The following is a 24,723-nucleotide window of genomic DNA, read 5'->3' as shown; positions in this document are numbered from 1 at the left end:
ACTCCTGTAGTTTTCCTGGATCACCGCCGGAAAACGGGCAACACCAGCCGGTACCGGCACACCACCAAGCAAACCGGCATCATCTGGAGGGAAGCCATGGGAGTCTCGCTGGCCAAGGGCGGCAATGTCTCGCTGTCGAAGGAGGCGCCCGGCCTGACCGCGGTCTCGGTCGGCCTCGGCTGGGACGTGCGGACCACCACGGGCGCGGACTACGACCTGGACGCCAGCGCGCTGCTGTGCACCGACAGCGGCAAGGTCGCCTCGGACCTGCACTTCGTCTTCTACAACAACCTCAACAGCCCGGACGGTTCGGTGCAGCACACCGGCGACAACCTGACCGGCGAGGGGGAGGGCGACGACGAGACCATCAACGTCAGCCTCAGTGGCGTCCCGGCCGAGATCACGAAGATCGTCTTCCCGGTGTCCATCCACGACGCGCAGAGCCGGGGGCAGAGTTTCGGCCAGGTTCGCAACGCGTACATCCGCGTCGTCAACCAGACCGGCGGGGCGGAGCTGGCCCGCTACGACCTGACCGAGGACGCCTCGACCGAGACCGCGATGGTCTTCGGCGAGCTCTACCGGCACGACGGCGACTGGAAGTTCCGCGCCGTGGGCCAGGGTTACGCGTCCGGGCTGGCGGGCATCGCGGCGGACTTCGGCGTCAACGTCTGAGCGGGTCCGGGCCTGAGCGGGTCCGGGCTGAGTCGGTCCGGGCCTGAGTCGGTCTGGGCCCGAGCCGGTCCGGCCGCGCGGGAGGGGAGCGGGAGCCCGGTGGGGCGCCCGCTCCCGTTGCACGCGGTCAGAGGTCGAACTCGGCCGGGGCGATCCCCAACGCGAAGCACACCTCGCGCACCAGCGCCCGCTCGGTCGCGTCGAAGTCGCCGTCGGCGCCGCCGATGACGATGCCGATCTGGACGACCGCCCGCGCCTCCACCGGCTTCTTCTTCACCTTGCCGACCTCCTGGAGCACCGCGACCCTGCCGAAGTCGAAGTCGGCGGCGAGCTTGTCCAGGTAGCCGTCGAAGCGGCGCTGGAGATCGTCCGCCGGGAAGTTCTGGAGCACCTCGTTGGTGGCGATCAGCTGCGCCACCCGCCGCCGCTCCGAGGCGTCGACGGTGCCGTCCGCAGCGGCCACCAGCGCACATATCGCCATGCTCGCGTCGCGGAAGGCGCCGCTCTTGAGGTCGTTCTTCTTGGCGACGAGCTGGGTCTGCATCGTCTGCGCGGAATCCTTGATCCGGTCCCACAGCGCCATCTGGATCTCCTCGACTGGTCGGGCGGACGGCATCCGGAAGCCAGGCCCACGCAAGCGTCAGGCATGCTTCCGGTATGCGATTGGTCATGCAGCAGTAAAATCTACTGCCGCGTAGAAGATGCGCGAAGGTCGCCCCCCGTCGTCCTGTCCCGCTTTGGTGCGCTATGCGGCATCGCCGCGGAGGACTACCGTGGGAGGCACCGGCGGAATGCGAAGAATGCACAGAAGTGCCGAGAACACCCGGTGGTTTCCGGGAGTATTCGGGTGAGCGCCATGCAGACCTTCTTGACCGTGATCGTGCTGCTGGCCCTGGTCGCGATGGGCGTGCTGTTCATCGTCCGGGTCAACGCCCAGCAGGCCGGACGCCCCAACCCGCACCGCTATGCGCATCTGTGGGAGTCGTTCCGGCAGCGGCTCCACAGCCACCCGCACGGCGCCCACGCCGGACCGCATGCGGCGGGCCCGCCGCCCTCCCGGGACACAGGTCACGACCGGTGACCCCGACCGCCGGCCACGTTCCGTCGGCGAAGGAGTACGACGGGACGTCACCGTTCCCCGATACCGGCCCCGACCCGCGGCCGAGCGGCGGCCGGCGGATGTACGTCACGGTCACCGGCATCATCGTCGTCGCCCCGTTCGTCGGCCTGGCCGTCGCCATACCGCTGCTGTGGGGCAGCGCCGTCCACCTCGCCGATCTGCTGCTGGCCCTCGTCTTCTACGTCGTCACCGGCCTCGGCGTCACCATCGGCTTCCACCGCGGCCTCACCCACGGCAGCTACACCGCGGCGCCCGCGCTGCGCGTGGTGCTCGCCATCGCCGGATCGCTGAGCTTCCAGGGCGACGTCATCGACTGGGTGGCCACCCACCGCCGCCACCACGCCTTCACCGACCGCCCCGGCGACCCGCACTCCCCCTACCGCTACGGCACCAGCCTGCGCGGTCAGCTCCACGGGCTGGTGCACTCGCACATCGGCTGGCTCTTCCGCAACGACCCCACCTCGCACGAGCACTACGCGCCCGACCTGCTCGCCGACCCCGCCATCCGCGCGGTGGACCGGGCGTTCCCCGCGCTGTGCCTGCTCACCCTGGCGTTGCCGTTCGCCCTGGGCTGGGCCCTCGGCGGCACCTGGGTCACCGGCCTGACCGCCCTGCTGTGGGCCGGCTTCATCCGCATCGCGCTGCTCCACCACGTCACCTGGAGCGTCAACTCGCTCTGCCACGTGGTCGGTGCCCGGCCGTTCCGCACCCGGCGCCACGACCGCGCGACCAACCTGTGGCCGCTGGCCCTGCTCTCGTTCGGCGAGAGCTGGCACAACCTCCACCACGCCGACCCGACCTGTGCCCGGCACGGTGTCGACCGCGGCCAGATCGATGTGTCCGCCGCGGTCATCCGGCTCTTCGAACGCCTCGGCTGGGTATGGGACGTGCGCTGGCCGGACCCGGCGCGGGTCGCGGCCCGTCGTGTCAGGAGCCCCGTATGACCACCGCCCCCGGGGGCCGTGCCCCGCGACCCGATCCTCCGCGGCACCATGCGCCGCCGCCCGTCGCCCGGCTGGCCATCGCGCCGCCCAGCCAGGTGACCCGGCGGATCGACGGGGTCTGGTGGCCGCACTCGGCCGACCTGGTCACCGAACTCCCCGAGCTGCTGGCCGCGTTGCCCTTCGACTGGCCGCGGATCACCCATGCCACGGTGAACGGCGCCGGCTGGCCCGCGCTGCCCGGCACCATCCTCGTCTCCGGCCATGTCGTCCGGCTCCGCCGGACCATCAACCGCTCCGGCCCGGACACCGTCTGCCTGGTCTCCACCGGCGTCGGCCGCTGGGACCTGCTGATCATCCCGCCCACGACCCCGGAGCCCACCGCGGTGCGCATCATGGCGGAAATGTCCCGGAGCGGCGAGCGGACACCGGCCTGACACCGTGCGTTTCGCACCCCGCGCGGCCCGCATGACGGGCATACCCCGGGGATCCACCGCGCGCATCCGCTGACGCCCCGCCACGCCCGCCCCGAGCCCCCGCAGCCGCCCGCGCCGGCCCCGTTCGCACCCCTCGGGCCAGGGGTTTCGCGGATCCCGCTACTGCGGACGGGTGGTGTTCATCCGAAGAACGCCGATCCGGGGGCGTCGGTCCGTGAATCCTCCCATTGCGTACTCATCATAAGAAAACGCAACAGAAGGAACGCGTGGATCCCCCAGTGGGGTCCCGACCGAAGGAGAGGGATCATGGCTGCGACCAAGGTCATGAAGTTCTGGGCGGTGTGCCTGGCCGTCCTCGGGAAGCTGCTGGCGTCACTGGGTGTCTCCGCCGCGGCATCCGCGGCCCGCCGGGACGCCGCGATCTACGAGCGCACCCTGGGCAGCGCGAACCCGGCCCCGACGACCCCTGAGGCGGTGCCCGGCAGCGAGCCGGATCACGAACCCGGGACGGTGACCCCTGCCGCGGAGCCGGTCCGGCCCCTCGTGCCGGCCGCGCGCACCGCGCCGCGCTACGGCCAGTCCGGCTCGGTCCGGCTGATGCACCCGCTACCGTCGCTCCCGCCGACCATCAAGCAGCGCATCGGCGCCGAGGCGCACGGAGCCTCGCCCACCTCGCGTACCGCACGGACCCGTGTCTGTGCGCCGGTGTACAGCCTTCCCGTCGATGCCGCGCTCCATGGCGGCGCGGCCACCCCGCTCATCCCGGCGGCCCGCGGCCGTTCGCACTCCGCCCGTGCCGTCTGAGCCGGGCGGACACGTCGCACGCAGGTCAGGACCGCCCGCCGGGGCGGCGGAACGGCGCGTACCAACTCCGGTTCGAGGCCGCACCGTTGACGCTCACCGGCAGCGCCGGACGAGCAGCCCGGGTGGCACCGGCCACAGCATCGGCAGGACGCACGGCAGCACCGACAGCAGCACGCACGGTGTGACGGAGCGCAGCACGTACGGCAGAACTCCGAACACGATCCGCAGCATTACCCACGGCGGTACCCACAGACAGCAGTACCCATAGACTTTGATGTGACGTTGCACAGGACGTCGCGGGCGCGAGGGCAGGACACCGCAGCCATCCGCCGTTTCACGTGAAACGGCCGCCGGCCGGGGTCCGTTCAGCCGCCCGCACCGGGGCCCGGCCCCGGCGCCAGACCCAGATGCGCACGCAGCGCACGGGTGTCGGTCTTTCCGTTCGCGGTGAGCGGGAAGTGGCCCACGACATGGACGGCGTTGGGCTGTTCGTACTCCGCGAGATGCGGGGCGAGCCGCCGGCGCCAGGTGAGCGGGGCCTCGTCATCGGGGTCCGCGACGACGAAGTGCAGCGCGCTGCCCCGGCGTTGGTCCGGGACGGCCAGTACCTTGACCGGCCGGCCGCAGGCCTCGGCACGGCGCTCCAGGCTCTCGGGGTAGAGCGTGAAGCCCAGCCGGTGCACGGCCTGATTGCGGCCCACGACCCGTACGACGCCGTCCGCGTCGATGCTGCCGAGATCGGCCGTCGGATACCAGGCGTCCGGGTCGACCGGTGCCGGTGAGCCGTCCTCCTGGAGGTAGCCCGCCATCAGCCCCGGGGAGCGCACCTCGATGCCGCCGAGTTCACCGGGCGCGGCAGCGGTGCCGTCGGCGCGCAGCACGCGCAGCCGCACGCCGGGCAGCGGACGCCCGCAGCCGTGCGGCGCGTCGGGGGTGGCCAGCGCGACATTGCCGAGTTCCGTCAGGCCGTAGCCGTCCAGCAGCGGGCGGCCCATCGCCGTGCGGAAGGACTCGGCCAGCGGGGCGGGCAGCGGGGCGCCGCCGACCCCCCAGATCCGGACGCCCGCGAGGCCGGCGCGTACCTCGGGGCGGCGGCGCAGCACGCCCAGAAGTGAGTGATACGTGGACGGGGCGGCGTCGACGGCGGTGGCGCCGTGCGCCGCGGCCTGCTGCACGGCCGCGTCGATCCGCTGGTAGGGGGTGACCAGGAGGGTGCAACGAGCCAGCCACCACAGCAGGATGACGGAGAGCCCGTACTGGTGGGAGAAGGGCAGCAGCGGGGCGAGCACGTCATCCGTGCGGTAGCCCATGGCCTGGATGGTGCGCTGCGAGTTGTCGAGCACGGCGCGGCCGGGCTTCACCACGCCCTTGGGGCGCCCGGTGGTGCCCGAGGACCACAGCACCAGTGCGTCGGGGCGGTCGAACCAGCGGGTCAGGTCGACGGTGGCGGGCGGCGGCTGCGGGGCGTCCGCGGCGAGCCGGGGGTAGTGGACGACGCGGTGTGCGGGGAGGCCGGGCAGGGCGGTGGTGGCGTCGGCGGTGACCAGCCGGCGGGCGTGCGCCTGCCGGGCGGCGGCGCCGGCGTCGGCCGCGGAGAGGCGGTGGTCGAGCGGGACGAGGGAGGTGTCGAGGTGCATCAGGGCCAGCAGCGTCACGACGTAGTCGACGCTGTTGTCGCCCTGGACCAGGACCCGTTCGCCGGGCCGGACGCCGAGCTCCCGCAAGGCGTGCGCGGCGGCGTGGACCCGGCGGTCGAGGGTGCGGCCTTCGAGGCGGCGGGTGCCGTCGGCGCCGTCGACGAGGCGGGCGGCGCTGACCGGAGGGGCCAGCGTGGCGGCGATGGTGTCGGTCATGGGTGCTCCGATCCCGTGGGGTCGAGGGGGCGCCGGTCCGGTCCGCGGGGGACGGCGGCGGGGCACAGCAGCGAGGCGGTGGTGGTGGCCACCCAGGTGCCGTCGGGGGCCAGGAACTCGCTCTCCAGCACGAGGAGTTCGCGCCCGGCTAGGGGGGTGCTGCCGGTGATGCGGACGGTGGCGTGGAGGGTGTCGCCGGCGTGCACGGGACGGCCGTGGCGCAGGGTCTGGGCGCGGTGCACGGCGCCGTCGGCGGTGCGACCGGCCCGGTCGCGCAGCAGGCGGTCCTCCGCGTCGGCGGTGAGGGCGGCGAGGTAGCCGGGCGGCGCGACGACGTCCGGGTGGCCGAGTGCGCGGGCGGCGGCCGGGTCGGTGTGCGCGGGGTGGGCGGTGCCGCCGAGCGCCGCGGCGTAGGCGGCGACGTGGGCCCGCTCGATGACGTACGTACGGTGTATGGCCCCGCCCGCCGGTCTCCCGTCCATCGGCGGTCAGTCGCCGATCATGTGGTGGCCGCCGTCCGCGTGCACGATCTCGCCGGTGGTGGCGGGCAGCCAGTCCGACAGCAGCGCCAGGCAGGTCCGGGCGACCGGCTCCGCGTTCTGCGGGTCCCAGCCCAGCGGTGCGCGCGCCGCCCAGTTTTTCTCGAAGGACGGGCCGTCGCCGCCGATACCGCTCGCGGCCAGGGTGCGCAGCGGCCCGGCGGCGACGAGGTTGGCCCGGATGCCCTGGCCGCCGAGGTCGCGGGCCAGATAGCGCGAGCACGCCTCGAGACCGGCCTTGGCGACGCCCATCCAGTCGTAGCCGGGCCAGGCGCGGGAGGCGTCGAAGTCCACGCCGACGACGGAGGAGCCGGGCCGCAGCAAGGGCCGGCAGGCCATGGTCAGCGCCACCAGGGAGTACGTGGAGGTGTGCAGGGCCTGGGCGACATCGCGCCAGGGGGCGGTGAGGAAGCCGCCGTCCAGGCAGCCGGCGGGGGCGTTGGCGACCGAGTGCAGGACGCCGTCGAGCCCGTCGAGGTGGGCGCCGACCCGCTCGGCGAGGGTGCCGAGCTGCGCCTCGTCGGTGACGTCGAGTTCCACGACGGGGGGTTCGTCCGGCAGCCGGCGGGCGAGCCGGGCCACGAGGGACGGCCTGCCGTAGGCGGTCAGCACGATGCGGGCGCCCTCCTGCTGGGCGAGCCGCGCCACGGCGTAGGCGATCGAGCTCTCCGTGATCACACCGGTGATCAGCAGCCGCTTTCCGTCGAGCAGACCGCTCATCGCTCCTCCGTCTGACTCATCCTGACTCTTTCCCGACCTCGAAGTCACCGGACACAACTCAGAATGCGCCCGAATCCAGTGCCATGACGGCAGTCTGACCGGTCGTCAAGCCGATCGTTGACAACTTATCCGACCTCCAGTTGACTACAACAGTCAAGCAGAGTCAAAAGAATGACTGACCCGCGCGGGCCTCGTCACCGCACGGTGACCGCAGCCGTGCGCCCGCTCCGGGTGCGGGCCGCCACCCGCCCTCCGTACGCACCCCCGGGCCGATGTCCCACCCCGTCAAGTCCCCTTCCGCCCAAGAGAGGTGACCGTCATGACACGCGAAGAGATCGTCGCTCAGCTCGCCGAGATCCTGAACGAGGTGGCCGGCGTCGTGCCGGCCGACGTGGCCGAGGAGAAGTCCCTGGTCGAGGAGTTGGACGTGGACTCCCTGGCGATGGCCGAGGTCATCGTCGTCGCCGAGGAGCGCTTCGGCGTCGAACTCCCCGAAGAGGAGATGAAGGACATGCGTACTGTTTCGGACATGGTTATCCGGGTGGAGAAGCGGCTGGCCTCCTGAGTGGCCCCGCCGGCCGCGGCGCTCCGGCCGGGCCCCGCCGGCCGGCCGGAGCGCCCTTTTTCCAAGGGAATTGAATAACAGTCAGTGAATTGCGGGCGACGTTCGGACGGTGCCCGGCCGGTCGTCAAGGCATGACACGCCGTTTCGTGCCCCGGGTTCAAGTTGGCGAAATCTGGTAATCCCAGTCAGTAAACCGAAGTTGATTCTCAGTCGGTACTTGTTGACTCAGGAATGGACCAGGGTTACCTTGAAGATCGCCCGAGAGTAATTGATATCGATTCTGTGCCCTGCTTTCCCGGACGTGACCAGACCGGAGAAAGGAGACAAGGTGCGAGGGGATCTATGCGGGGGGACGAGCCCTTCTGTGGCGCGCATACGCTCGACCGTGCGAACGGACGCACCGACTCCCCCTGGTGGGAGGGCAGTTGGATGCCGGAGCGGCAGCATGAATTAGCCGACGGCTGCCTGCACATATTCTCGCCGGACGCCGTAGATATTCACCGGCCGGCCGCTTTGGCGGATTTTCTGGCGCGATTGCTGCAATGCTCCGCGGACGATATTTCGCTGACCCGCGACGACTTCGGGCGCCCGGTCTCCGCCACGCCGCCCGGGTACACCGGCTGGCCCCCCGGTGCCCGCCTCTGCCTCGCCCTCGGCGACGATCCCGGCCGCCGGCTGCTGGCCCTGGCCCGCGATCTCCCGGTGGCCCTCAGCGTCCATACCGTGCCCCGCGGCCCGGTCAGCGAACTGCTGCTCCCCTTCACCGCGTTGGAGCGCGAGTTCGCCCGCCGGGCCCCGGCCGAGCGGCGGGCGCGGCGGCTGGCCCGGCTGTGGACCCGCAAGGAGGCCGCCCTCCGGCTCACCGGCCGGGGCGGGCTGGCCACCGCGGACGAGATCGACGCGCTGGGCGGGGCGCGGGAGGCGGACGGCACCGTCCCCCTGCCGGCCTCCGTGGCCCGGCCAGCGGGGCCCGGGTACGGCGGTGGCGCCTCCGCAGGCACCGCGCACGGTGGTCTCGCCTACGTACGGGAGCTGCCGGCCGGGCCGGGCCGGGTGGCCTGCGCGGCCACCGCCGCCCCGGTGCCCGGTGTGCGGCTCTGGGGGCCAGCAGTCCTGGACTCGCCGCCCGTTTCTGGCAGTTGAGCCGCCGGCACGGGGCGGCGCGGCGGCCCTACGGCATGATCACCGCATGCGGGTCCGGCCCCTCGCCGGCACGTTCGCCGGCGCTCAGTTCGCGCCAGGTCTCCAGCGCCAGCCGGAACGCGCCGGCCTTCTCGTAGCCCGCCGCGGCGGCCTTGAAGCCGTCCTCGGCGGCTGCCGCGGCGCCGGCGGCGCGGTGCGCGCGGGCCCGGTAGAGCGTGCACCGGGCGCGGTCCAGCGGGGACAGCTCACCGGCTTCGAGGTCGATCGCGGCGGCGTGCCCGGCCGCCGCCGCGGGGTCGCCGTGGCGCAGCGCGGCGGCGGTCTCCAGGACGGCGAGCCAGCTCCGCGCGCCGGGCGTGGCGACCAGCGACGCCGCCTGCCGGGCGCGCTCCATGAGGGCGTCCGCGGCGTCCTCGGGGCCCGCGGTGAGCGCCAGCAGCGTACGGGAGCGGGCCAGCCGGAGCCGGAGCCGTACGCCGTCCGTCTCGGCGATCAGCTCGTCCGCCTGGGCGAGCAGCGCCAGCGCCCGGTCGGGGTGGCCGGCCAGATACTGCGCACCGGCCGCCGCCCACAGGGCGCTCGCCCGCAGTTCGCCCGCGGGCAGCGGCGCGACCTCCGCCCGCAGTGGTGCCGCGAGCTCTTCGGCGCGGCTCCACTCGCCGCTGTCCACGGAGGCGGAGAGCAGCGCGACCTGCGCCTGGGCCCGCTCCGGGCGGCCCGGCTCCAGCTCGCCGGTGACCCGTACGGCCTCCTCGGCGAAGCGGACGCCGTCGGAGAGCCGGCCGGCGGCGCGCAGCAGCTGGGCCAGCTCGATGGCGACCCGGGCGTGCAGGACGGGCGCGGAGCGGGTGAGCGGGTCGTCGAGCAGCCGACGCAGCGCCGCCTCGTGGCGCGCGGGGTCGTCGAGCCGGCCGAGGACCGTGGCCAGTTCCCAGCGGGCCTCCCAGCGGACCTCGTCCTGGTCGGCGCCGTCGGCCTGCTCCACCACGGACTCCAGCTGGCGCAGCGCCGCGGACCAGTCGCCGGCCAGCTGGCTGGCCCGGGCGGCGACCAACTGTCCCACCAGGCCCAGGCGTTGGGCGAGCCGGTCGGCGGGCTGCTCGGTGGCGCTCAGCGCCTCGACAGTGGTGCCGAGCCGTTCCGCGATGGACCGCGCGATCTTGGCGCCGGGGATCCTGCGGCCGTTCTCGACCAGTGAGACATAGCTGGGGGAGAGGTCGTCGCCGGCGAGATCCCCCTGGGACAGACCCTGAGCGCGCCGGGCCTCCCGCACACGCTTCCCGAAAGCAGGCTGCTCAATCGTCAAGAAAATCGCTCGCAGTTGAGTTGGGGGGACGGACGGTGACGGTCGGTGGACGGCGTCACGCAGTGTGGTGACGGTGAGTCTACTCACCGGGCCGCGGCGCGGTGCGGCCCGTGGACCGCCGGGCGTGGACGGGTGGTGCGCCCGGCCGTGGCATCCCTGGCCACCGGTGAGTCATTTTTTGTCACGGAGGTGTGCTGGCGGCGGTCTCCCTGTTCGGCGCGCGAGTGGCGGAACGCGGCCCCTGTCATGGGAGTTCTGTCGCAGCACCTCTTGTCATGTTCTCCGGGTGCCCGCAATGACTCTACTTGACAAGAAATGACAATTGGCTGACGCTGACCCTCCATGGACTACGCCCCGAGGAGGGACACATGAGCTCCGCTCCCGCATGGCCGACCGTGGCCGCCGCGCCGGAGGAGGCCGACCGCACCGAAGGCCGTGGGGAGGGCGGTGTCGAAGGCAGCGACGGGCGCCCGCGGGCGGCGGCGTTACGCCGGGTCCGGGACTTCCTGGTGGCGGACGGCGGCACCGTGCACGAGCTGCTGTGCGAGATCTCCACCCACCGCGCCGCGCGCTACGAGATCGAGTCGACCATCGCCACCCTCGACGGGGCCCTGGACGAGGTGGCCGCCCACCGGCCCGGCCGGGTGCCGCGGCTCGCCGCGTTCATGCCGTCGAACGTCATCCTCTACTCCTACGCCCTCTACCTCCTCGTCCCCGCGCTCTACACCGACGAGCTGGTCTTCCGCCCCTCCAGCCGGGTCAAGGACCAGATGCGGCGGCTGCACGCGCTGCTCGCCGAGCGGCACCGGCTGCCGATCGCCCTCAGCGCCGCCAGCCAGCGGGAGTTCCTCCAAGAGGAGGTGCTGCCCGCCGACGTCGTGGTGTTCACCGGTGCCTACCGCAACGCCGAGCAGATCCGCGGCCGGCTCTCCCCCGGGCAGCTCTTCCTCTTCCTCGGGTCGGGCGTCAACCCGTTCGTCGTCGCCCCCGGGGCCGATGTCGTGCAGGCCGCCCGGGACGCCATCGCCATCCGGGTGCTGAACTCCGGTCAGGACTGCCTGGGCCCCGACCTGTTCACGGTCCACGAGTCGCTGCTCGGCCCGTTCGTCGACGCCCTCGTCGGCGAGTTGAAGCGGCTGCGCTACGGTCCGTACTCCGACCCGGAGGCCGACTTCGGGCCGATCTTCTACGAGGACGCGCTGGCGGAGGCGGCCCAGTTCCTCGCCCGCAACCGGGCCGGCATCGTGCACGGCGGGCATGTCGACTTCCGCACCCGGCGGCTGGACCCCACGGTCGTCGTCGGCGAGGAGGTCGGCCCGCGCACGCACGTACCGGAGTTCTTCGCGCCGATCTTCAACGTCGCCGGCTACCGCGACCAGGACGCCCTGGCCACGACCCTGACCACCGGCATGTTCACCGAACGCGCCCTGGGCTCCAGCGTCTACGGCGACGCCCCCGAACTGGTCGCGGCGCTGCGCCGGCGCACCACCGTCACCGTCGACACCACGCTGCTGTCCATCGACAACGGCAACGCGCCCTTCGGCGGCTACGGCCGGATGGCCAACTACATCTCCGACGGCCAGGAGGTGCGTGCCGAGCCGGTGCTGGTCTCGCGCGCCGTCGCCGCGCACCGCCCGGGAGCCGCCCGGTGACCCCGCGGACCTACCCCGGCCCCTGGGCGGCCGTCGCCGACCACCTGCGCCACCTGGGCACCGGCGCGGTGTTCGGGCTGCCCGGGGACGACATGGCGCCGCTGGCCGAACTGGAGCGCGCCGACACCTCGGTCGTCCTCTGCCGGGATCAACGCAACGCCGTCTTCATGGCGACCGGTTACGCGCTCGCCGCCGGCCGCCCCGGGGTGTGCGTGATCGGCAAGGGCCCGGCGCTGACCAATGCGCTCACCGGCGTCCTGGAGGCGCGCTCGGCCGCCGCACCACTGCTCCTGATCGCCGACGGCACCCGGCTCGACCGGCTCGGCACCGGCGCGTTCCAGGAACTGGACCAGCTCACCGCGGTCCGCCCGTACGTCAAGTGGGCGGCCCGCGTCGACGAGCCCGACCGGCTGCCCGGCACCCTGGAGAAGGCGGTCGCGCTCGCCGTCAACGGCACCCCCGGCCCGGTCTACATCGAGCTCGCCGAACAGCTGGCGGACCGGCCGGTGACCCGTACCGGGCCCTGGCGCGACGCCGCGCCGCAGCGGCCGGCGCCCGACCCGGACGCGCTGGCCGCCACCGCGCGCCGGATCGCCGCGGCCCGGCGCCCGCTGCTGCTGGTCGGCGGCGGCGCCCGGCACCGCAACACCGGCCGCCGGATCGAGCGCCTGGCCGAGCGGCTGGGCGCGGGCGTCTTCTGCACCGCCTCGGGCCGCGGCGCGGTCGCCGAGGACCATCCGCTGTACTGCGGCGTCAGCGGCCTGTACACGGTCGCGCCCGCGGACGCGCTGTGGCGCGAGGCGGATCTGGTCGTCGCGCTGGGCAGCCGGCTGGAGGAGACCGCGACGTTCGGCTGGCCGGGCCCGGAGGAGGGCGAACTCCCCGTCGTCCAGGCCATGTTGGGCGAGGACGGGCTGTCCATGGAGCGGCCCGGGGCGTATGTCCTCGGGGACGCCGGGCGGATCGTCGACGGCTGGACGGGGCTGCTCGCCGGCCACCGGGCGGGCACCGGGTGGCCGGACCGGGTCCGGGAAGTACGGGCCGGACTGGCCCGGCGGGCCGCGGACCGCGCCGCCGAGGCGGAGCGGGCGGCGCCCGAGGGCACCGTGCCGGTGGCGCGGGTGCTGTCCTCCCTGGACCGCGCGGTCCCCGCGGACCGGGTGCTCGTCCAGGAGAACGGCCTCCAGGACATGTGGTCCTACTACTTCCCCCACTGGACGCTCGGTGCGGGCGGTGGGTCGGTGGTGCCCAGCGAGCAGACGCCGCTGGGCTTCGGCGCCGCCGCCGCGGTCGGCGTCCGGCTGGCCGGGCCCGCCGGCCGCCCCGTGGTGGCGCTGGTCGGCGACGGCGCGTTCCACCTCTTCCGGGCCGAGCTGCCCTCCGTCGCCGACGCGCGGGCCGCGGTCCTCTACGTCGTGCTCGACAACGGGGGCTACGGCTGGCTCCAGTCCAACCTGGACCGGGTCTCCGGCGCGGGCTCGCGGTTCGCGTTCACCGCGGCGCGCTCCACGGGTACCGAGGGCCTGGCCGCCGCGTACGGGCTGGGCCACCGGCGGGTGACCGAGGCCGGTGCGCTGGACGCGGCGCTGGCCGCCGCCTGGCAGGACGTCGCCGGCGGCACCTCCTCGGTGGTGGAGGTGGCGGTCTCGCTGGCCGACACCCCGCCGGGGATGGCCGGTTCGGCGGGCGACTTCCCGGAGCGGGAGGGCGCCGAGGAGGAACCGCACAGCGGTTGAGCGCGGCGGCGGGCGGCGCCGGAAGCGCGCGCCCGCCGCGAACGCCGTGCTGCGGCCCGGCGGTGTACGTCGTCCACGTCGTACACCGCCGGGCCCTGTGCGTGCCCCGCCCTTGCCGGCCACGGGGGAAGCCGGGTGGGGGCGGGGCACGTCTTCTTCGTACGGAGGGGGCCACGCCGCGGCGTGCCAGGGGCGGGTGCCGCCGCTCCGTACGGGTCCGGGTCAGGTCTTCCTGGTGAACTTGGCGAGGGCGATCGGGGCGGTGACCGCCGTGAGGCCCACCGACCACAGCACCGTCCAGGTCACCGGACCGGCCACCGGGCCCTCGCCCAGGGCCAGTCCGCGGGCCGCGTCGGCCATGTGCGTCAGCGGGTTGAGGCGGGTGAGGCTTTCCAGCCAGTGCGGCATCGTGGCCGGCGACACGAAGATCGACGAACCGAACTGAAGCGGCGTCAGGAACACCACCGACAGCCCCTGGACGGCCTGGGCGCTGCGCAGCGTCAGCCCCAGGAGCATGAAGACCCACACCAGGGACGTGCCGAACAGGGCGGTCAGCCCGATCGCGGCCAGCAGGCCGGGCCAGCGCCCGGTGAAGTCGAAGCCGAGCAGCGCGGCGACGGCCAGCAGGACCGTGATGGCGACCAGCATCCGGCCGGTCTCCACCACGACCTTGGCGACCAGCACCGAGGAGCGGGCGATGGGCAGGGTGCGGAAACGATCCATCAGGCCGGTGCGGAAGTCGTCGTTGACGCCCGTGCCGACCGCCATCGCGACGGTCATCCCGAGGATCACCATCAGGCCCGGCACCAGGAACCCCAGGTACCGGGTGCGGTCGCCGCCGGCGCCGAGCACGCCGCCGAAGACGAAGACGAACAGCAGCGTCAGCACGACCGGCATCAGCAGCGCGTCGGTCATCGACTCCGGGTTCCGCCGGATCTGCAGGAGGCCGCGGCGGACCAGCGCGCCGGTGTGCCGCAGATGGGACCGCACCGTGATCCGCCCCTCGTCGCGCCGCGGGGCGGCGGGTGCGGGGTGCGGCGGGGCCTCGTACGACGTCATCGCTGCTCCTCCCTCGGATCCGGCGGCCGGTGGCTCAGGCCCCGCGCCGGCGCTCGTCGAGCCACTTCTGCCAGTACGTGCGCCGGTCGCTGCCGGGGTGGGCGACGACGATGTCGCCGAAGACCGCGGAGCCGGTGATGCGCACCAGCGGGGTGACGGACTCCGGGCCGGAGTGCGCCCGGGTCAGATCGCGCAGATCGCCGAAGAGCTTGCTGCAGTTCAGCTCGACCCGGACGCCCTCGGGGAGGAGCAGGTGCACATCGCCGAGCACCGCGCGGGCCGAGATGGTCAGTTCGCCGGTCGGCGGGGCCGGGGAGGAGCACAGGTCGAGGGTCAGATCGCCGAAGACGGCGGTGGCCTCGATGCCGTTCTCCAGAGCGGGGCTGCTCAGCGTCAGATCGCCGAACACCGCCTTGAACACCCGCTGTCCGGCGGAACCCGGCGAGGGCTGCGGTGCGGTGGCGGGCAGATCCTCGCCGACCGACGCCAACTCCTCGCGGGTACGGGCCAGATAGGCCGCCTCGTAGCGCTCGGCCAGCTCCTCCAGCGTCAGCCGGCCTTCCGCGGTGGCCTCCCGCAGCCGCTCGATCATCTCCTCGCGCTCGGCGTCCGAGGCGAGCACCGAGGACTGCCGGGGCGCGGTCGGCACCGGTGCCGATTCCTTGTGCAGATCGGGTCGTTGGGGCTGCGTCATGGGAGGGGCCTCCGCTGGTCGGGCGGTAGTGGTGCGGGCGCCGCAATGCCCCCGCGCGGTCTTATCCGACCACGTCACAGGGGGTGCGGGCATCGGCGTGCGGTACTACATCGAAAGGTGCAGGCGGTGGTTGCGGGTGCCCGGTTCGGCCTGGCCTCCGTCCCGTTCCGTGCGGGGAGCGGTGGGCGCTTCGCCGGGTCCGCCGGCCGCTTCCCGTGGCTCCCCGCCGCTTCCCGTGGCTCCCCGTATTGATCCGGGCACGAATGATCCGGCCCCCCGATCCGGACCCTTCGAAATGATCTCGTCATGGCTTGGTGAAGCCCTGCGTGAAGCCGGGTGAAGAAAATAAAAAGCCTGTCGACTTCTTGTTGACTGCTTGGTAAAGTAGCCCGCGCTCATTGTGACTCGGGGTTTGTCTAGCCGGCCACAGTCATCAAACCGTTCGAATCCGGAGGATTTGTCGAATGCCTGAGCTGGCGGACACCGGGAGGCGAATCAAAGAGCTCCGGGTCGGCGCGGGAATGACCCAGCACGATCTCGCCGGGGCCGACATGTCCTCCAGCTACATCTCCCTTGTCGAACGTGGGAAGCGCATTCCCAGCGGCCGGGCCCTCAAGATCCTGGCCGAACGCCTCGGGGTCGGCGTGACGGAAATATCCGGCGGCACCGACCCGGCTGAATCCACCGGCCGGGTCCGCCGGCTGGACCTGGTCGGCCGATTGGTCGCGGCCCGCCGCCAATGGGAGGGCGGCGATGCCGAGGGCGCGCTCCGGGAATTCCGGGCGCTGGCCGAAACCGAATCGGCCGGCCGGCAGGACGACGTATATACCGAGGCGCAGCTCGCCATTGCCGAAATACTGGGGTCACTGGGCCGCGCCGACGAAGGCGCGGCCGTGCTGCTGCGGATGCTGGACGCGCTGGCCGCCGCCCCGTACGCCGAGGCCCGGCTGCGCGCGCTGATCGCGCTCGCCGACCTGCTGGAGTCGGCGGGCCGCGTCCAGGACGGGCTGCGCCACGCGCTGACCGGCTGGCTGGAGTCCGACCTGGCCCCCGGCACCGGCTTCCACACGCTGCTGGTCCTCGACGTGCTGACCCGCTGCGCCTACTGGAGCGGCTGCGCCCACTGGGCGCCGGCCACCGACCGCGGCCGGCCGCCGGCGGACGGGGTGCTGCCCGGGCCGCGTGCCGGCATCGAACTGCACCGGGCGCTGGACCTGTGGGACCGCGGCGAGGCGGACCGGGCGACGGAGCTGCTGGCCGACACCGTGCGCCGGGTCACCCCGGCCGCCGGATTCCGGCTCTGGGAGAAGATCAACGGCCGCTATGCGCTGCTGCTGCTCGGCCGCGGCGAGCGGAGCGCCGCGCGCAGCATCGTGGAGCGCGGGCTGGTGGTCGCCTCCGTGGCGCAGGAACCGGACTTCCCGCTCTGGCTGACGACCGCGGAGGCGGTCTGCGCGGAGGCCGCCGGCGACCCGGCGCGGGTGCGGGCGCTCGGCGAGCAGCTGGCCGCGCTGCCCGATACCGGCCGCAGCCACGAGAAAGCCGCCGCGCTCCTGGAGATCGCGGCGGCACATGAGCGGCTGGGGGACCGGGAAAGGGCCGCCGGATACTTCCGGTATTCCGCCGAGCTGTTCCGGCGCGCCCAGGCGTACCGGCACGCCGACCGGGCCCGGGAACGGCTCACCGAACTCCTCGAAAAGCGGAACTGACGCCCGCCGGGGAGACGCGCGGTCCCCCCGTGCGGGCGCCGGAGCAGAAACTGCCAAAAGCGCCGGCTGCGCCACAAATGCCGTAATTTCGGCGCTATTTATTCGACTTCTTTCCCAGCCCCAGGAGTGCGAACAGCGCCTCCGCGCCGCCGACGATGGCCAGGACGAGCCCCGCCTTGTGAAGTGAGATGACCGGCGTCTCGACTTCCTTTGTGGTGAGCCACAGGATGACGCCGACGATCGCCAGGAAAATGCCTACGGCGATACCCTTCATGAGTTCCCTCGTCCCTCGTTGGTGGTGCCGGAGCTGGTTGACCGCTCCAGCGTCCCGCCCGGCCCGGGCGATCCGGATCATCCGCAGGTAGGCACTTTCCCCGGCACCTCCTGTCACTTTCTATGTACGCCGGGCCCTACCACCGCTTCTATGTACGCCGGGCCCTACCACCGCCCGGCGCACGGGTGCGTACACGGGGCGCGACGGTGTCGGCGGCCGGCGCACCGTCCTCGCCTGGCGCCCCATCAGTCAAATTTCATGACTCTGATGGTCATGCGGACTCCAGTGTTTCCGCTGATGGGCGAGGTTCTCGCACCCGTTGACCTGCCCAGTCGACTGACTCCGTCATGGCGTAGGTGTTGACAACTCTCTGACTCAGCTGTCATCTTTCTGGTCATGAGGACGCCCCCAGGCGTGACAACGGGGCAGAAAAGTAGGAGGCGGGTTTCATGGAGTTACCGGCAGCGGATCGGCGGCGGGTCGTCGTCACCGGCTGCGGCGTGGTGTCCCCCGTGGGCAACACCACCGCGGACTTCTGGGCCGCTCTCCTCGCCGGCCGCAGCGGCGTCGGCGCCGTGACCCGCTTCGACGCCTCCGGTCTGCCGGTGCGCATCGCGGGTGACGTCAAGGACTTCGACCCGGCCGCGGACGGATCCCTCACGCCCCAAGAGGCCCGCCGCAGCGACCGCTTCACCCAGTACGCGGTGGCCGCCGCCGCCCAGGCGCTGCGCGCCGCCGGCCTCACACCCCCGGACGGCATCGACCCGTACCGCTTCGCCGCGGTGATCGGCTCCGGCTACGGGGCCGCCCCCGCGATCCAGCAGCAGTACGACGTCCTCAAGGAGCAGGGTCCGCGCCGGGTCTCCCCGTACCACTCGGTGCTCACCGCGATCGACCACCCGGCGAGCCTGCTGTCCATCAAGTACGGCATCGCCGGCCCCAGCAACGCGGTCTCCGCGGCCTGCGCCACCGGCGCGGTGGCCATCGGGGAGGCGGCCGAGCTGATCCGGCACGGCCGCGCCGACATCGCGCTGGCCGGCGGCACGGACGACTCGCTGACCGCCGTCGACCTGGCCGGCACCGCCAACGCCAAGGCGCTCTCCCGCCGCAACGACGACCCCGAAGGCGCCAGCCGGCCCTTCGACCGGGACCGGGACGGCTTCGTGATGGCGGTCGGCGCCACCGTACTGACGCTGGAGGAGGCCGGGCACGCCGAGCGGCGCGGCGCCCCGATCCTCGCCGAGGTGGCCGGCTACGCCGCGACCACCGACGCCCACCACGCCACCGCGCCCGACCCCACCGGCGCCGGCGCCGTCCGCGCGATGCGGGCCGCGCTCGCCGATGCCGGCCGGGACCCCGAGGACGTCGGGCAGATCAGCGCACACGGCACCGGCACCGTCCTCAACGACCGCATCGAGGCCGCCGCGCTGCGCGAGGTGCTGGGCCCCGACACCCTGCGGCGCACCCCGGTCACCGCGGTCAAGAGCATGACCGGGCACATGCTCGGCGCCTCCGGGGCGGCCGAGGCCGCCGCCGCGGTGCTCTCGCTGCGGGACCGGGTGATCCCCCCGATCCGCAACTGCGACCACCCCGGGGAACCGGATCTCGACCTGGTCACCAAGGGTGCCCGCGACTGGGACGGAGACGTGGTGCTCAGCAATTCGTTCGGCTTCGGCGGCCACAACGCCGTACTCGTACTGGCCCGCTACACCGGCTGAGGAGGGAACACACCGTGCAGGGACGACTGGTGACCCTGGAATGGCCCGGCGACGACGACTGGGCGGCGATCGCCTCCTGGCTGCGGCCCGGCTCGCCGGCGGCCGTGATGAGCGGCGACTGGGAGCTGCTGGGCGCCGCCGACGTGGAGCAGGCCAACCGCTCCGGGCGGGTCAGCCACATGGTGATCCGTACGCACGACGGCGAACGCATCGGCACCGTCAGCTACCAGCGCACCGGCCGGATCGGCGGCTACTCCGTGGGCGGCGCGATCGGCACCCCGGAACTCTGGCGCCGCGGCTACGGCGCGGAGGCGGTGGTCCTCCTCGTCGACTACCTCTTCCACCAGCTCGACGCGCACCGCGTCCAGGTCACCACCGCCGCCTACAACAAGAGCATCATCCGGCTGATGACCAGGACCCAGTTCGTGGTCGAGGGCATCCTGCGGGACCACTGCTACCTCGACGGCGCCTACCACGACGCGATCGTGTGGGGGATCCTGCGCGACGAGCACTACGCCTCGCTCAAGCCCAGCGCCACCAACCGCGTACTGGCCGTCGGGCTGGCGGACTTCGTGCCCGAGGACGACAAGGTCCAGGCCCGCGAGATCCTCGCCGGGCACCTGGCGGCGACCGGCCGCAGCGCGGTCGCGGCCTTCCTCGACACGGCCGCGCCCGCCGGGAACGCGCGGGGTGCCGCATGAGAGACGGCGCCGAGAGCTTCGCCCTGGCCGACCGCACCTTCTTCGACTGGCCCGGCAACTGGGACCTGGAGGCCACCCGCTTCCCGGCCCCGCCGCTGCCCGAAGGCTGGACGTACGACGAGAACGAAACCTGGTCCGTCTGCCGCCCGCCCGTGGACGAGGAGCGCCAACTCCCCGACCAGGGCTGGAAGATCCACGTCAGCGCGGCCCCCGAGGACGCCGAGCGCACCCTCGCCGACGTCGCCGCCTACTGCGTCCGGCACGGCCTGCTCTTCAAGTACCTCAAGAGCGCCAACGTCCTGCGCGCGCTGAGCCGCAAGTACGCCCAGCGCTCCTCCGCCGGCAAGCTGCTGACCGTCTACCCCGTGGACGAGGCGGACCTGGCCCGCACCCTCGAAGGGCTGGACGCCGTCGTCGGCGGCCGTCCCGGCCCGTACGTCCTGACCGACCTGCGCTTTCGCGAGGGCCCGCTGTACGTCCGCTACGGCGGCTTCCGCGCCCGCTACATGGAAGACGTCGAGGATGGCGGTGATCTCGTCACCGCCGTCCGGCGCCCCGACGGCACCCTGGAACCCGACCGCCGCACCCCGGTCTTCCACACCCCCGACTGGGTCCCGCTCCCGGACGTCCTCAAGGACTCGCTGGCCGCCCGCCAGGCCGTGGACGACTTCCCCTACCGGATCACCGGAGCGCTGCACTTCTCGCACGGTGGCGGCGTCTACCGCGCCGAGCCGGCCGGGGAGCACGCCCTCGGCGCGGGGGCGCGCAGCCTCGTCCTCAAGGAGGGCCGGCCGTACTCCGGTACGGACGGGGTCGGCCGGGACGCGGTCGCCCGGCTCGCCCACGAGCACCGGATGCTGACCAGGCTCGCCGGGCTGCCCGGCATCCCCCGCACCTTCGGCACCTTCGAGGTCCGTGACCACCTGTTCCTGGTCCTGGAGGACATCGAGGGGCAGGACTTCCAGTCCTGGCTGGCCGGCGTCTACCCGCTGACCGTGCCCGAGCCCGACGAGGCGGCGGTGGCCGTCCACCGGGACCGCGCACTGGCCCTGTTCGCCCGGATCGAGGCGCTGGTCGCCTCGGTGCACGGGCGCGGCATCCGCATCGGCGACCTGCACCCGGGCAACTTCATCATCCAACCCGGCGACATCCCGGTCCTCCTGGACTTCGAGGTGGCCGACGCGATCGACCGGGCCACCCCCAGCAGCCTCGGTGCGCCGGGCTTCCACCGGGCCGACGCCACCGGCGCGGACGGCGACCGCTACGCACTCGCCGCCATCGCCCTGTGGCTGTTCCTGCCGCTCGCCGCGCTCGGCGGCCTGTCCCCCGACAAGGCGCCCGCGCTGCTCGACACCGCGGCCCGCCGGTTCGGCCTCCCGGAGGACCTGGTGGCCCGGCTGGCCGGGCGACTCGCCCCGGCCACCCCGGCATCTCCGTCCCCAGCCGCCCCGCCGTGCGCCCTGGTCAGCGTCCCCGGCCCGTTCCCCGGCCCGGACCTGATCGCCTCCATCGGGCGCGGGCTGCGCGACAGCGCCACCCCGCACCGCACGGACCGGCTGCACCCCGGGGACTTCGCCCAATTCGCCGAGGGCGGCGCGGGGTTCGCGCACGGCGCGGCCGGCGTTCTGTGGGCCCGGCACACCGTGCTCGGGGAACGCGACGCGCACCACGTCGCCTGGCTGCGGGCCGCCGCCGACCGGGTACCGGCCGAGCGGATCGGCTTCTACGACGGGCTGCACGGCATCGCGTACGTCCTCGCGGAGCTCGGCGACGAGGAAGGGGCACGGCACGCCCTGGACCGGGCCGGCGGGCAGCTCGCCGTACGGCACTGCCCCAGCCTCTACCGCGGCCTGTCCGGTGCCGGCCTCAACCTGCTGCACTTCGCGGACCGTTGGGCGGACACCACGGCACGCGCGACGGCCCTGCGGCTGGCCGACCGGGTCACCGACCGGCTGGCCGCCGCCCTCCGGGAGCCGGTCGAACGCCGGCGGCGGAGCGGTTCCCGGCACGCCGGCGGACTGATGTACGGCTGGTCGGGACCGGCGCTGTTCCTGCTCCGCGCCCACCAGGCCACCGGCGACCCCGGCCTGCTGGACCAGGCGGTCCGGGCCGTCCACCGCGACCTCGACCGCTGTGCGTCAGGACCGCAGGACACGCTCCAGGTCGACGAGGGGTTCCGGCTCCTGCCCTACCTGGACAACGGCAGCGCCGGCATCGCCCTGGTGGCGGCCGAACTCCTCCGCCACCGCGACGACCACCGGATCCGTGCGGCCCTGCCCGGTCTGCTGCGGGCCTGCTGCTCCGACTTCGTCATCGAATCGGGGCTGTGGGGCGGACGCGCCGGACTGATCGGCACCCTCGCCACCCTGCGCGAGCGGTTCCCGCTGCCCGCGGATGACGCCGAGCGCCAGCTGCACCGCCATCTGGCCAATCTCCAGCAGCACGCCATGCGGCTGAACGGCGCCACGGTCTTCCCCTGCGACGGCCGGGCCCGGATCTCCATGGACGTGGCCACCGGCGGGGCCGGCGTCATGCTCGCCCTCGCCGCTGCCGAACGGGGCAGCCGGCTGCTCCCGTTCCTCACCGACTCGCGGTCCGCCGCGGCCGTTCACCCGGCCGTCCCGGAGCGCGCCCGCGGCGCCCACGGCGCCGCGACCCCCACCGTCCCGTCCGGGCCGGAGGGCACTGCGGACAACGGAAGGGAGGTGTCGTAAATGACCATCATGGACCTTCAGGGCATCGAGGTGCCGGCCGAGCGTGCGGCTCAGGCTCTCGGCTCCACCGTCAGCACCGGCTGCTGACGCGCCGCCAGGTACCCCGCATCGGTACCTGATACGGCACGTCACCACCGTGGCCAACCACCACTGCGACACATCGAAGGGAGGTTTCCGATATGTCGATCATGGACCTTCAGGGCATCGAGGTGCCGGCCGAGCGTGCGGCCCAGGCGCTGGGCTCCACCGTCAGCACCGGCTGCTGACGCCCCGTCCGGTGCCCGCAGAGCACCGGACCCCTCACCGTACACAGCACCACCGCATCGCGGAAGGGAGGTGTCGTAAATGACCATCATGGACCTTCAGGGCATCGAGGTGCCGGCCGAGCGTGCGGCCCAGGCTCTCGGCTCCACCGTCAGCACGGGCTGCTGACACGGCGCCCGGTGGTCCCGCGCCACGGTGCGGGACCACCGGGCTCCTGCGGTTTCCGGGCGGCTCCCGGGGCGCGTTCACGAGAGGCACGGCACGACGGGGAGGACGGCGATGGGCAAGGACCCGCACCACGGCGGGAACACCGGCGCACCGCTCTCCCTCTGCGTCATCGGCTGCGGCCCGCGCGGCGCCTCGATCGTCGAGCGCATCCTCGCCAACGTGCCCGCCCTGTACGGCGACCGGCCGCTGGACCTGCACGTCGTCGACCCGTACCCGCCGGGCGCCGGCCGCACCTGGCGCACCGACCAGCCCGGACTGCTGTGGATGAACTCCGCCGCCGACCAGGTCACCATGTACCCCGACGAGAGCGTCGCCTGCGCCGGACCGCCGCGGCCCGGCCCCACCACCGCCGGCTGGCTCGACGCCCCGCTGCACGACGGCGCCTATGCCGCCCGCCGCGACCAGGGCCGCTATCTGCGCCGGTTCTTCGCCGAGGTGACCGGCGCGCGGCCCGCGTCGGTACGGCTGCACGTCCACCGGGCGCGCGCCGTCGACCTGCTGCGGACCGCCCCGTACGGCCGCCCGGGGCGCCAGCGGGTGGTCCTCGACTCCGGCCGGACCGTCCTCGCCGACCGGGTGGTCCTCGCCCAGGGCCATCCGGATACCCACGCCGCCCCCGCCCCGCCCGGCCTGACCCGGATCGGCCCCGGCCCCGCCGACCCGGAGGCGCTGGACCGCATACCCGCCGGCGCGCCCGTCGTCGTCCGGGGCCTCGGCCTGGTCTTCATCGACTGCCTGGCGCTGCTGACGGAGGGCCGCGGCGGGCGCTTCTCCGGGCCGCCCGGCGGCTCGCTGCGCTATCTGCCGTCCGGCCGCGAGCCCCGCCTGTACGCGGGCTCCCGGCGCGGCGTACCGCTGCCCCCGAAGCCGTCGGCCACCGCGCCCGCGGCGCCGGACGGCGGCCTCCGCTTCGCCACCCCCGGCGCCTGCCGCGCCGCGCTGGCCCGCCCCGGCGCCTCCTTCGGCCGCGACGTGTGGCCGCTGGTGCTGGCCGAACTGGCCTGGCGTCACTACCGCGCCCTGTTCGCCGCCGCGCCCGACCGCACCCGCATGACCTGGCAGGACTTCGACGCCCAGTACGCCCTGCTGTGCACCGACGCCGGCCGGCTGGCCAAACTGGCCCGTGCGGCGGTCCCCGACCCCGCCGACCGCCTCGACCTCGACCGGCTGGCCGACCCGCTGGCCGGTCGCCGCTTCACCGGCGGCGACGACCTCCAGCGGCAGCTGCGCGCCCACCTGGCCGAGACCCTGCGCCGCCGCACGGGACCTGCGGCCGGCCCCGAACTCGCCCTGGTGGACGGCCTCCGCCGGACCGGCGAGGTCGTCGAGGAGCTCTGGCGGTCCGGCGACCTGGACGACGCCTCGGTCACCGACGCACTGCGCCGCTTCGCCCTCGGTACATACCTGAGCTCGGGCCCGCCGCCGCTGCGCGCCCGGCAACTGCTGGCGCTGGCCGAGGCGGGCGTGGTGACGTTCGTGGGCCCCGGCATGCGCGTGGAGACCGGGCCGGCCGGCTTCCGGGCGCTGAGCCCCGCCGTCCCCGGCGCCGTCCACGAGGCGGCCGTCCTCCTGGACGCCCGGCTGGCGCCCGCCGCTGTGGACCGGGTCGCCGACCCGCTGCTGCGCGCCCTGGCGGCCCGCGGCGAGCTGGCACCGGACCCCGCCGGGGAGGGCGGCGGGCAGCCACGGCTGTCCGGTGCGGAGCTGCACCCGGTCGCCGCGGACGGCACCGTGCACCGCGACCGGATCGTGGCCGGCCCGGCCCAGTTCCCCCGCCCGCGGGCCAACGCCGTGGCCTTCCGCCAGAACGACGCCATCGCCCGGCGGCTGCTGGGGCGCGTCCGGCCCTGACCCGCCGGACGGGCCCCGGGCCC

23 protein-coding genes are annotated in these 24,723 nt (G+C 73.6%); 14 read left to right on the top strand and 9 right to left on the bottom strand.

The genetic code is table 11. From position 1 onward, the window contains the following. Positions 1 to 96: 96 nt before the first annotated feature. On the top strand, positions 97 to 672 hold the full coding sequence (locus RZ84_RS17800) for a TerD family protein (protein WP_043270185.1): 576 nt from the start codon (positions 97 to 99) through the stop codon (positions 670 to 672). Positions 673 to 799: 127 nt separating this feature from the next. Here RZ84_RS17800 and RZ84_RS17795 read toward each other — a convergent pair whose 3' ends face one another. Continuing rightward, positions 800 to 1,255, bottom strand: a complete 456-nt coding sequence (locus RZ84_RS17795; RefSeq protein ID WP_043265125.1) for a tellurite resistance TerB family protein — start codon at positions 1,253 to 1,255, stop codon at positions 800 to 802. 273 nt (positions 1,256 to 1,528) lie between these two features. Here RZ84_RS17795 and RZ84_RS17790 point away from each other — a divergent pair, with 273 nt between their 5' ends. The 4 genes from RZ84_RS17790 (at position 1,529) to RZ84_RS17775 (ending at position 3,974) form a co-directional block, all read left to right on the top strand. Continuing rightward, positions 1,529 to 1,753: a hypothetical protein gene (locus RZ84_RS17790; protein ID WP_052230504.1), complete on the top strand. Its 225-nt coding sequence runs from the start codon at positions 1,529 to 1,531 to the stop codon at positions 1,751 to 1,753. Then, entirely contained in the window at positions 1,750 to 2,736 is a 987-nt protein-coding gene (locus RZ84_RS17785) for an acyl-CoA desaturase (RefSeq protein WP_043265124.1), read from the top strand. The genes RZ84_RS17790 and RZ84_RS17785 overlap by 4 nt, the downstream gene beginning before the upstream one ends. Beyond that, entirely contained in the window at positions 2,733 to 3,170 is a 438-nt protein-coding gene (locus tag RZ84_RS17780; RefSeq protein ID WP_043265123.1) for a DUF5994 family protein, read from the top strand. Before RZ84_RS17785 ends, RZ84_RS17780 begins: the two co-directional genes overlap by 4 nt. A 306-nt stretch (positions 3,171 to 3,476) precedes the next feature. After that, positions 3,477 to 3,974 (top strand): DUF6344 domain-containing protein, encoded by a 498-nt coding sequence (locus RZ84_RS17775; RefSeq protein WP_043265122.1) that lies wholly within the window; start codon positions 3,477 to 3,479, stop codon positions 3,972 to 3,974. 93 nt (positions 3,975 to 4,067) lie between these two features. On the opposite strand, the gene RZ84_RS42335 is transcribed toward RZ84_RS17775, so the two are convergent. The 4 genes from RZ84_RS42335 to fabI form a co-directional block, all read right to left on the bottom strand. Beyond that, positions 4,068 to 4,193 carry a hypothetical protein gene (locus RZ84_RS42335; protein ID WP_277816877.1) on the bottom strand — a complete coding sequence of 42 codons (126 nt, stop codon included), beginning with the start codon at positions 4,191 to 4,193 and terminating at the stop codon, positions 4,068 to 4,070. Positions 4,194 to 4,339: 146 nt separating this feature from the next. Continuing rightward, positions 4,340 to 5,827 (bottom strand): class I adenylate-forming enzyme family protein, encoded by a 1,488-nt coding sequence (locus RZ84_RS17770; RefSeq protein ID WP_043265121.1) that lies wholly within the window; start codon positions 5,825 to 5,827, stop codon positions 4,340 to 4,342. After that, on the bottom strand, positions 5,824 to 6,309 hold the full coding sequence (locus tag RZ84_RS17765) for a MaoC family dehydratase (protein ID WP_043265120.1): 486 nt from the start codon (positions 6,307 to 6,309) through the stop codon (positions 5,824 to 5,826). The genes RZ84_RS17770 and RZ84_RS17765 overlap by 4 nt, the downstream gene beginning before the upstream one ends. A gap of 6 nt (positions 6,310 to 6,315) precedes the next feature. Further along, a complete protein-coding gene (fabI, locus tag RZ84_RS17760) occupies positions 6,316 to 7,086 on the bottom strand; it encodes an enoyl-ACP reductase FabI (RefSeq protein ID WP_043265119.1) in 771 nt (256 codons plus the stop codon). A 319-nt stretch (positions 7,087 to 7,405) separates the two neighbouring features. Between fabI and RZ84_RS17755 the strand changes: the two genes are divergently transcribed. Beyond that, the gene (locus RZ84_RS17755; protein ID WP_043265118.1) at positions 7,406 to 7,651 is read left to right on the top strand and encodes an acyl carrier protein; all 246 of its coding nucleotides are present in this window, start codon (positions 7,406 to 7,408) and stop codon (positions 7,649 to 7,651) included. Between the two features lie 534 nt (positions 7,652 to 8,185). Beyond that, complete coding sequence (locus tag RZ84_RS17750; RefSeq protein ID WP_043265117.1) at positions 8,186 to 8,794, top strand: 4'-phosphopantetheinyl transferase family protein; 609 nt, start codon at positions 8,186 to 8,188, stop codon at positions 8,792 to 8,794. 28 nt (positions 8,795 to 8,822) lie between these two features. Here the strand turns inward: RZ84_RS17750 and RZ84_RS17745 are convergent, their stop codons facing one another. Continuing rightward, on the bottom strand, positions 8,823 to 10,100 hold the full coding sequence (locus RZ84_RS17745) for a helix-turn-helix domain-containing protein (protein WP_043265116.1): 1,278 nt from the start codon (positions 10,098 to 10,100) through the stop codon (positions 8,823 to 8,825). Between the two features lie 368 nt (positions 10,101 to 10,468). Here RZ84_RS17745 and RZ84_RS17740 point away from each other — a divergent pair, with 368 nt between their 5' ends. Both RZ84_RS17740 and RZ84_RS17735 read left to right on the top strand, forming a co-directional pair. Then, positions 10,469 to 11,752 (top strand): aldehyde dehydrogenase family protein, encoded by a 1,284-nt coding sequence (locus tag RZ84_RS17740; protein ID WP_078893887.1) that lies wholly within the window; start codon positions 10,469 to 10,471, stop codon positions 11,750 to 11,752. Continuing rightward, positions 11,749 to 13,488, top strand: coding sequence for a thiamine pyrophosphate-binding protein (locus RZ84_RS17735; protein ID WP_043265115.1), 1,740 nt, complete (start codon positions 11,749 to 11,751; stop codon positions 13,486 to 13,488). Before RZ84_RS17740 ends, RZ84_RS17735 begins: the two co-directional genes overlap by 4 nt. A gap of 222 nt (positions 13,489 to 13,710) precedes the next feature. On the opposite strand, the gene RZ84_RS17730 is transcribed toward RZ84_RS17735, so the two are convergent. Both RZ84_RS17730 and RZ84_RS17725 read right to left on the bottom strand, forming a co-directional pair. Further along, the gene (locus RZ84_RS17730; protein WP_043265114.1) at positions 13,711 to 14,547 is read right to left on the bottom strand and encodes an ABC transporter permease; all 837 of its coding nucleotides are present in this window, start codon (positions 14,545 to 14,547) and stop codon (positions 13,711 to 13,713) included. Positions 14,548 to 14,581: 34 nt separating this feature from the next. Further along, the gene (locus tag RZ84_RS17725) at positions 14,582 to 15,241 is read right to left on the bottom strand and encodes a DUF1707 SHOCT-like domain-containing protein (RefSeq protein WP_052230001.1); all 660 of its coding nucleotides are present in this window, start codon (positions 15,239 to 15,241) and stop codon (positions 14,582 to 14,584) included. Between the two features lie 464 nt (positions 15,242 to 15,705). Between RZ84_RS17725 and RZ84_RS17720 the strand changes: the two genes are divergently transcribed. Next, positions 15,706 to 16,950 carry a helix-turn-helix domain-containing protein gene (locus tag RZ84_RS17720; RefSeq protein ID WP_078893885.1) on the top strand — a complete coding sequence of 415 codons (1,245 nt, stop codon included), beginning with the start codon at positions 15,706 to 15,708 and terminating at the stop codon, positions 16,948 to 16,950. 94 nt (positions 16,951 to 17,044) lie between these two features. Here the strand turns inward: RZ84_RS17720 and RZ84_RS17715 are convergent, their stop codons facing one another. Continuing rightward, positions 17,045 to 17,224, bottom strand: a complete 180-nt coding sequence (locus tag RZ84_RS17715; RefSeq protein WP_043270175.1) for a DUF5708 family protein — start codon at positions 17,222 to 17,224, stop codon at positions 17,045 to 17,047. A 449-nt stretch (positions 17,225 to 17,673) separates the two neighbouring features. Between RZ84_RS17715 and RZ84_RS17710 the strand changes: the two genes are divergently transcribed. From RZ84_RS17710 to RZ84_RS17695, 4 genes are all read left to right on the top strand, one after another. Further along, the gene (locus tag RZ84_RS17710; RefSeq protein WP_043265113.1) at positions 17,674 to 18,942 is read left to right on the top strand and encodes a beta-ketoacyl-[acyl-carrier-protein] synthase family protein; all 1,269 of its coding nucleotides are present in this window, start codon (positions 17,674 to 17,676) and stop codon (positions 18,940 to 18,942) included. A 14-nt stretch (positions 18,943 to 18,956) separates the two neighbouring features. Next, complete coding sequence (locus RZ84_RS35090; protein WP_052230000.1) at positions 18,957 to 19,643, top strand: GNAT family N-acetyltransferase; 687 nt, start codon at positions 18,957 to 18,959, stop codon at positions 19,641 to 19,643. Beyond that, complete coding sequence (lanKC, locus tag RZ84_RS17700; RefSeq protein ID WP_052229999.1) at positions 19,640 to 22,357, top strand: class III lanthionine synthetase LanKC; 2,718 nt, start codon at positions 19,640 to 19,642, stop codon at positions 22,355 to 22,357. The genes RZ84_RS35090 and lanKC overlap by 4 nt, the downstream gene beginning before the upstream one ends. Positions 22,358 to 22,900: 543 nt before the next feature. Next, a complete protein-coding gene (locus tag RZ84_RS17695) occupies positions 22,901 to 24,700 on the top strand; it encodes an FAD/NAD(P)-binding protein (protein ID WP_052229998.1) in 1,800 nt (599 codons plus the stop codon). Positions 24,701 to 24,723: the final 23 nt, after the last annotated feature.

This window comes from Streptomyces sp. CT34 (assembly GCF_000805335.1).
Taxonomy (GTDB): domain Bacteria; phylum Actinomycetota; class Actinomycetes; order Streptomycetales; family Streptomycetaceae; genus Streptomyces.
The sequence above is the reverse complement of the archived record's forward strand: the minus strand, read 5'-3'. Positions and strand labels throughout refer to the sequence as shown.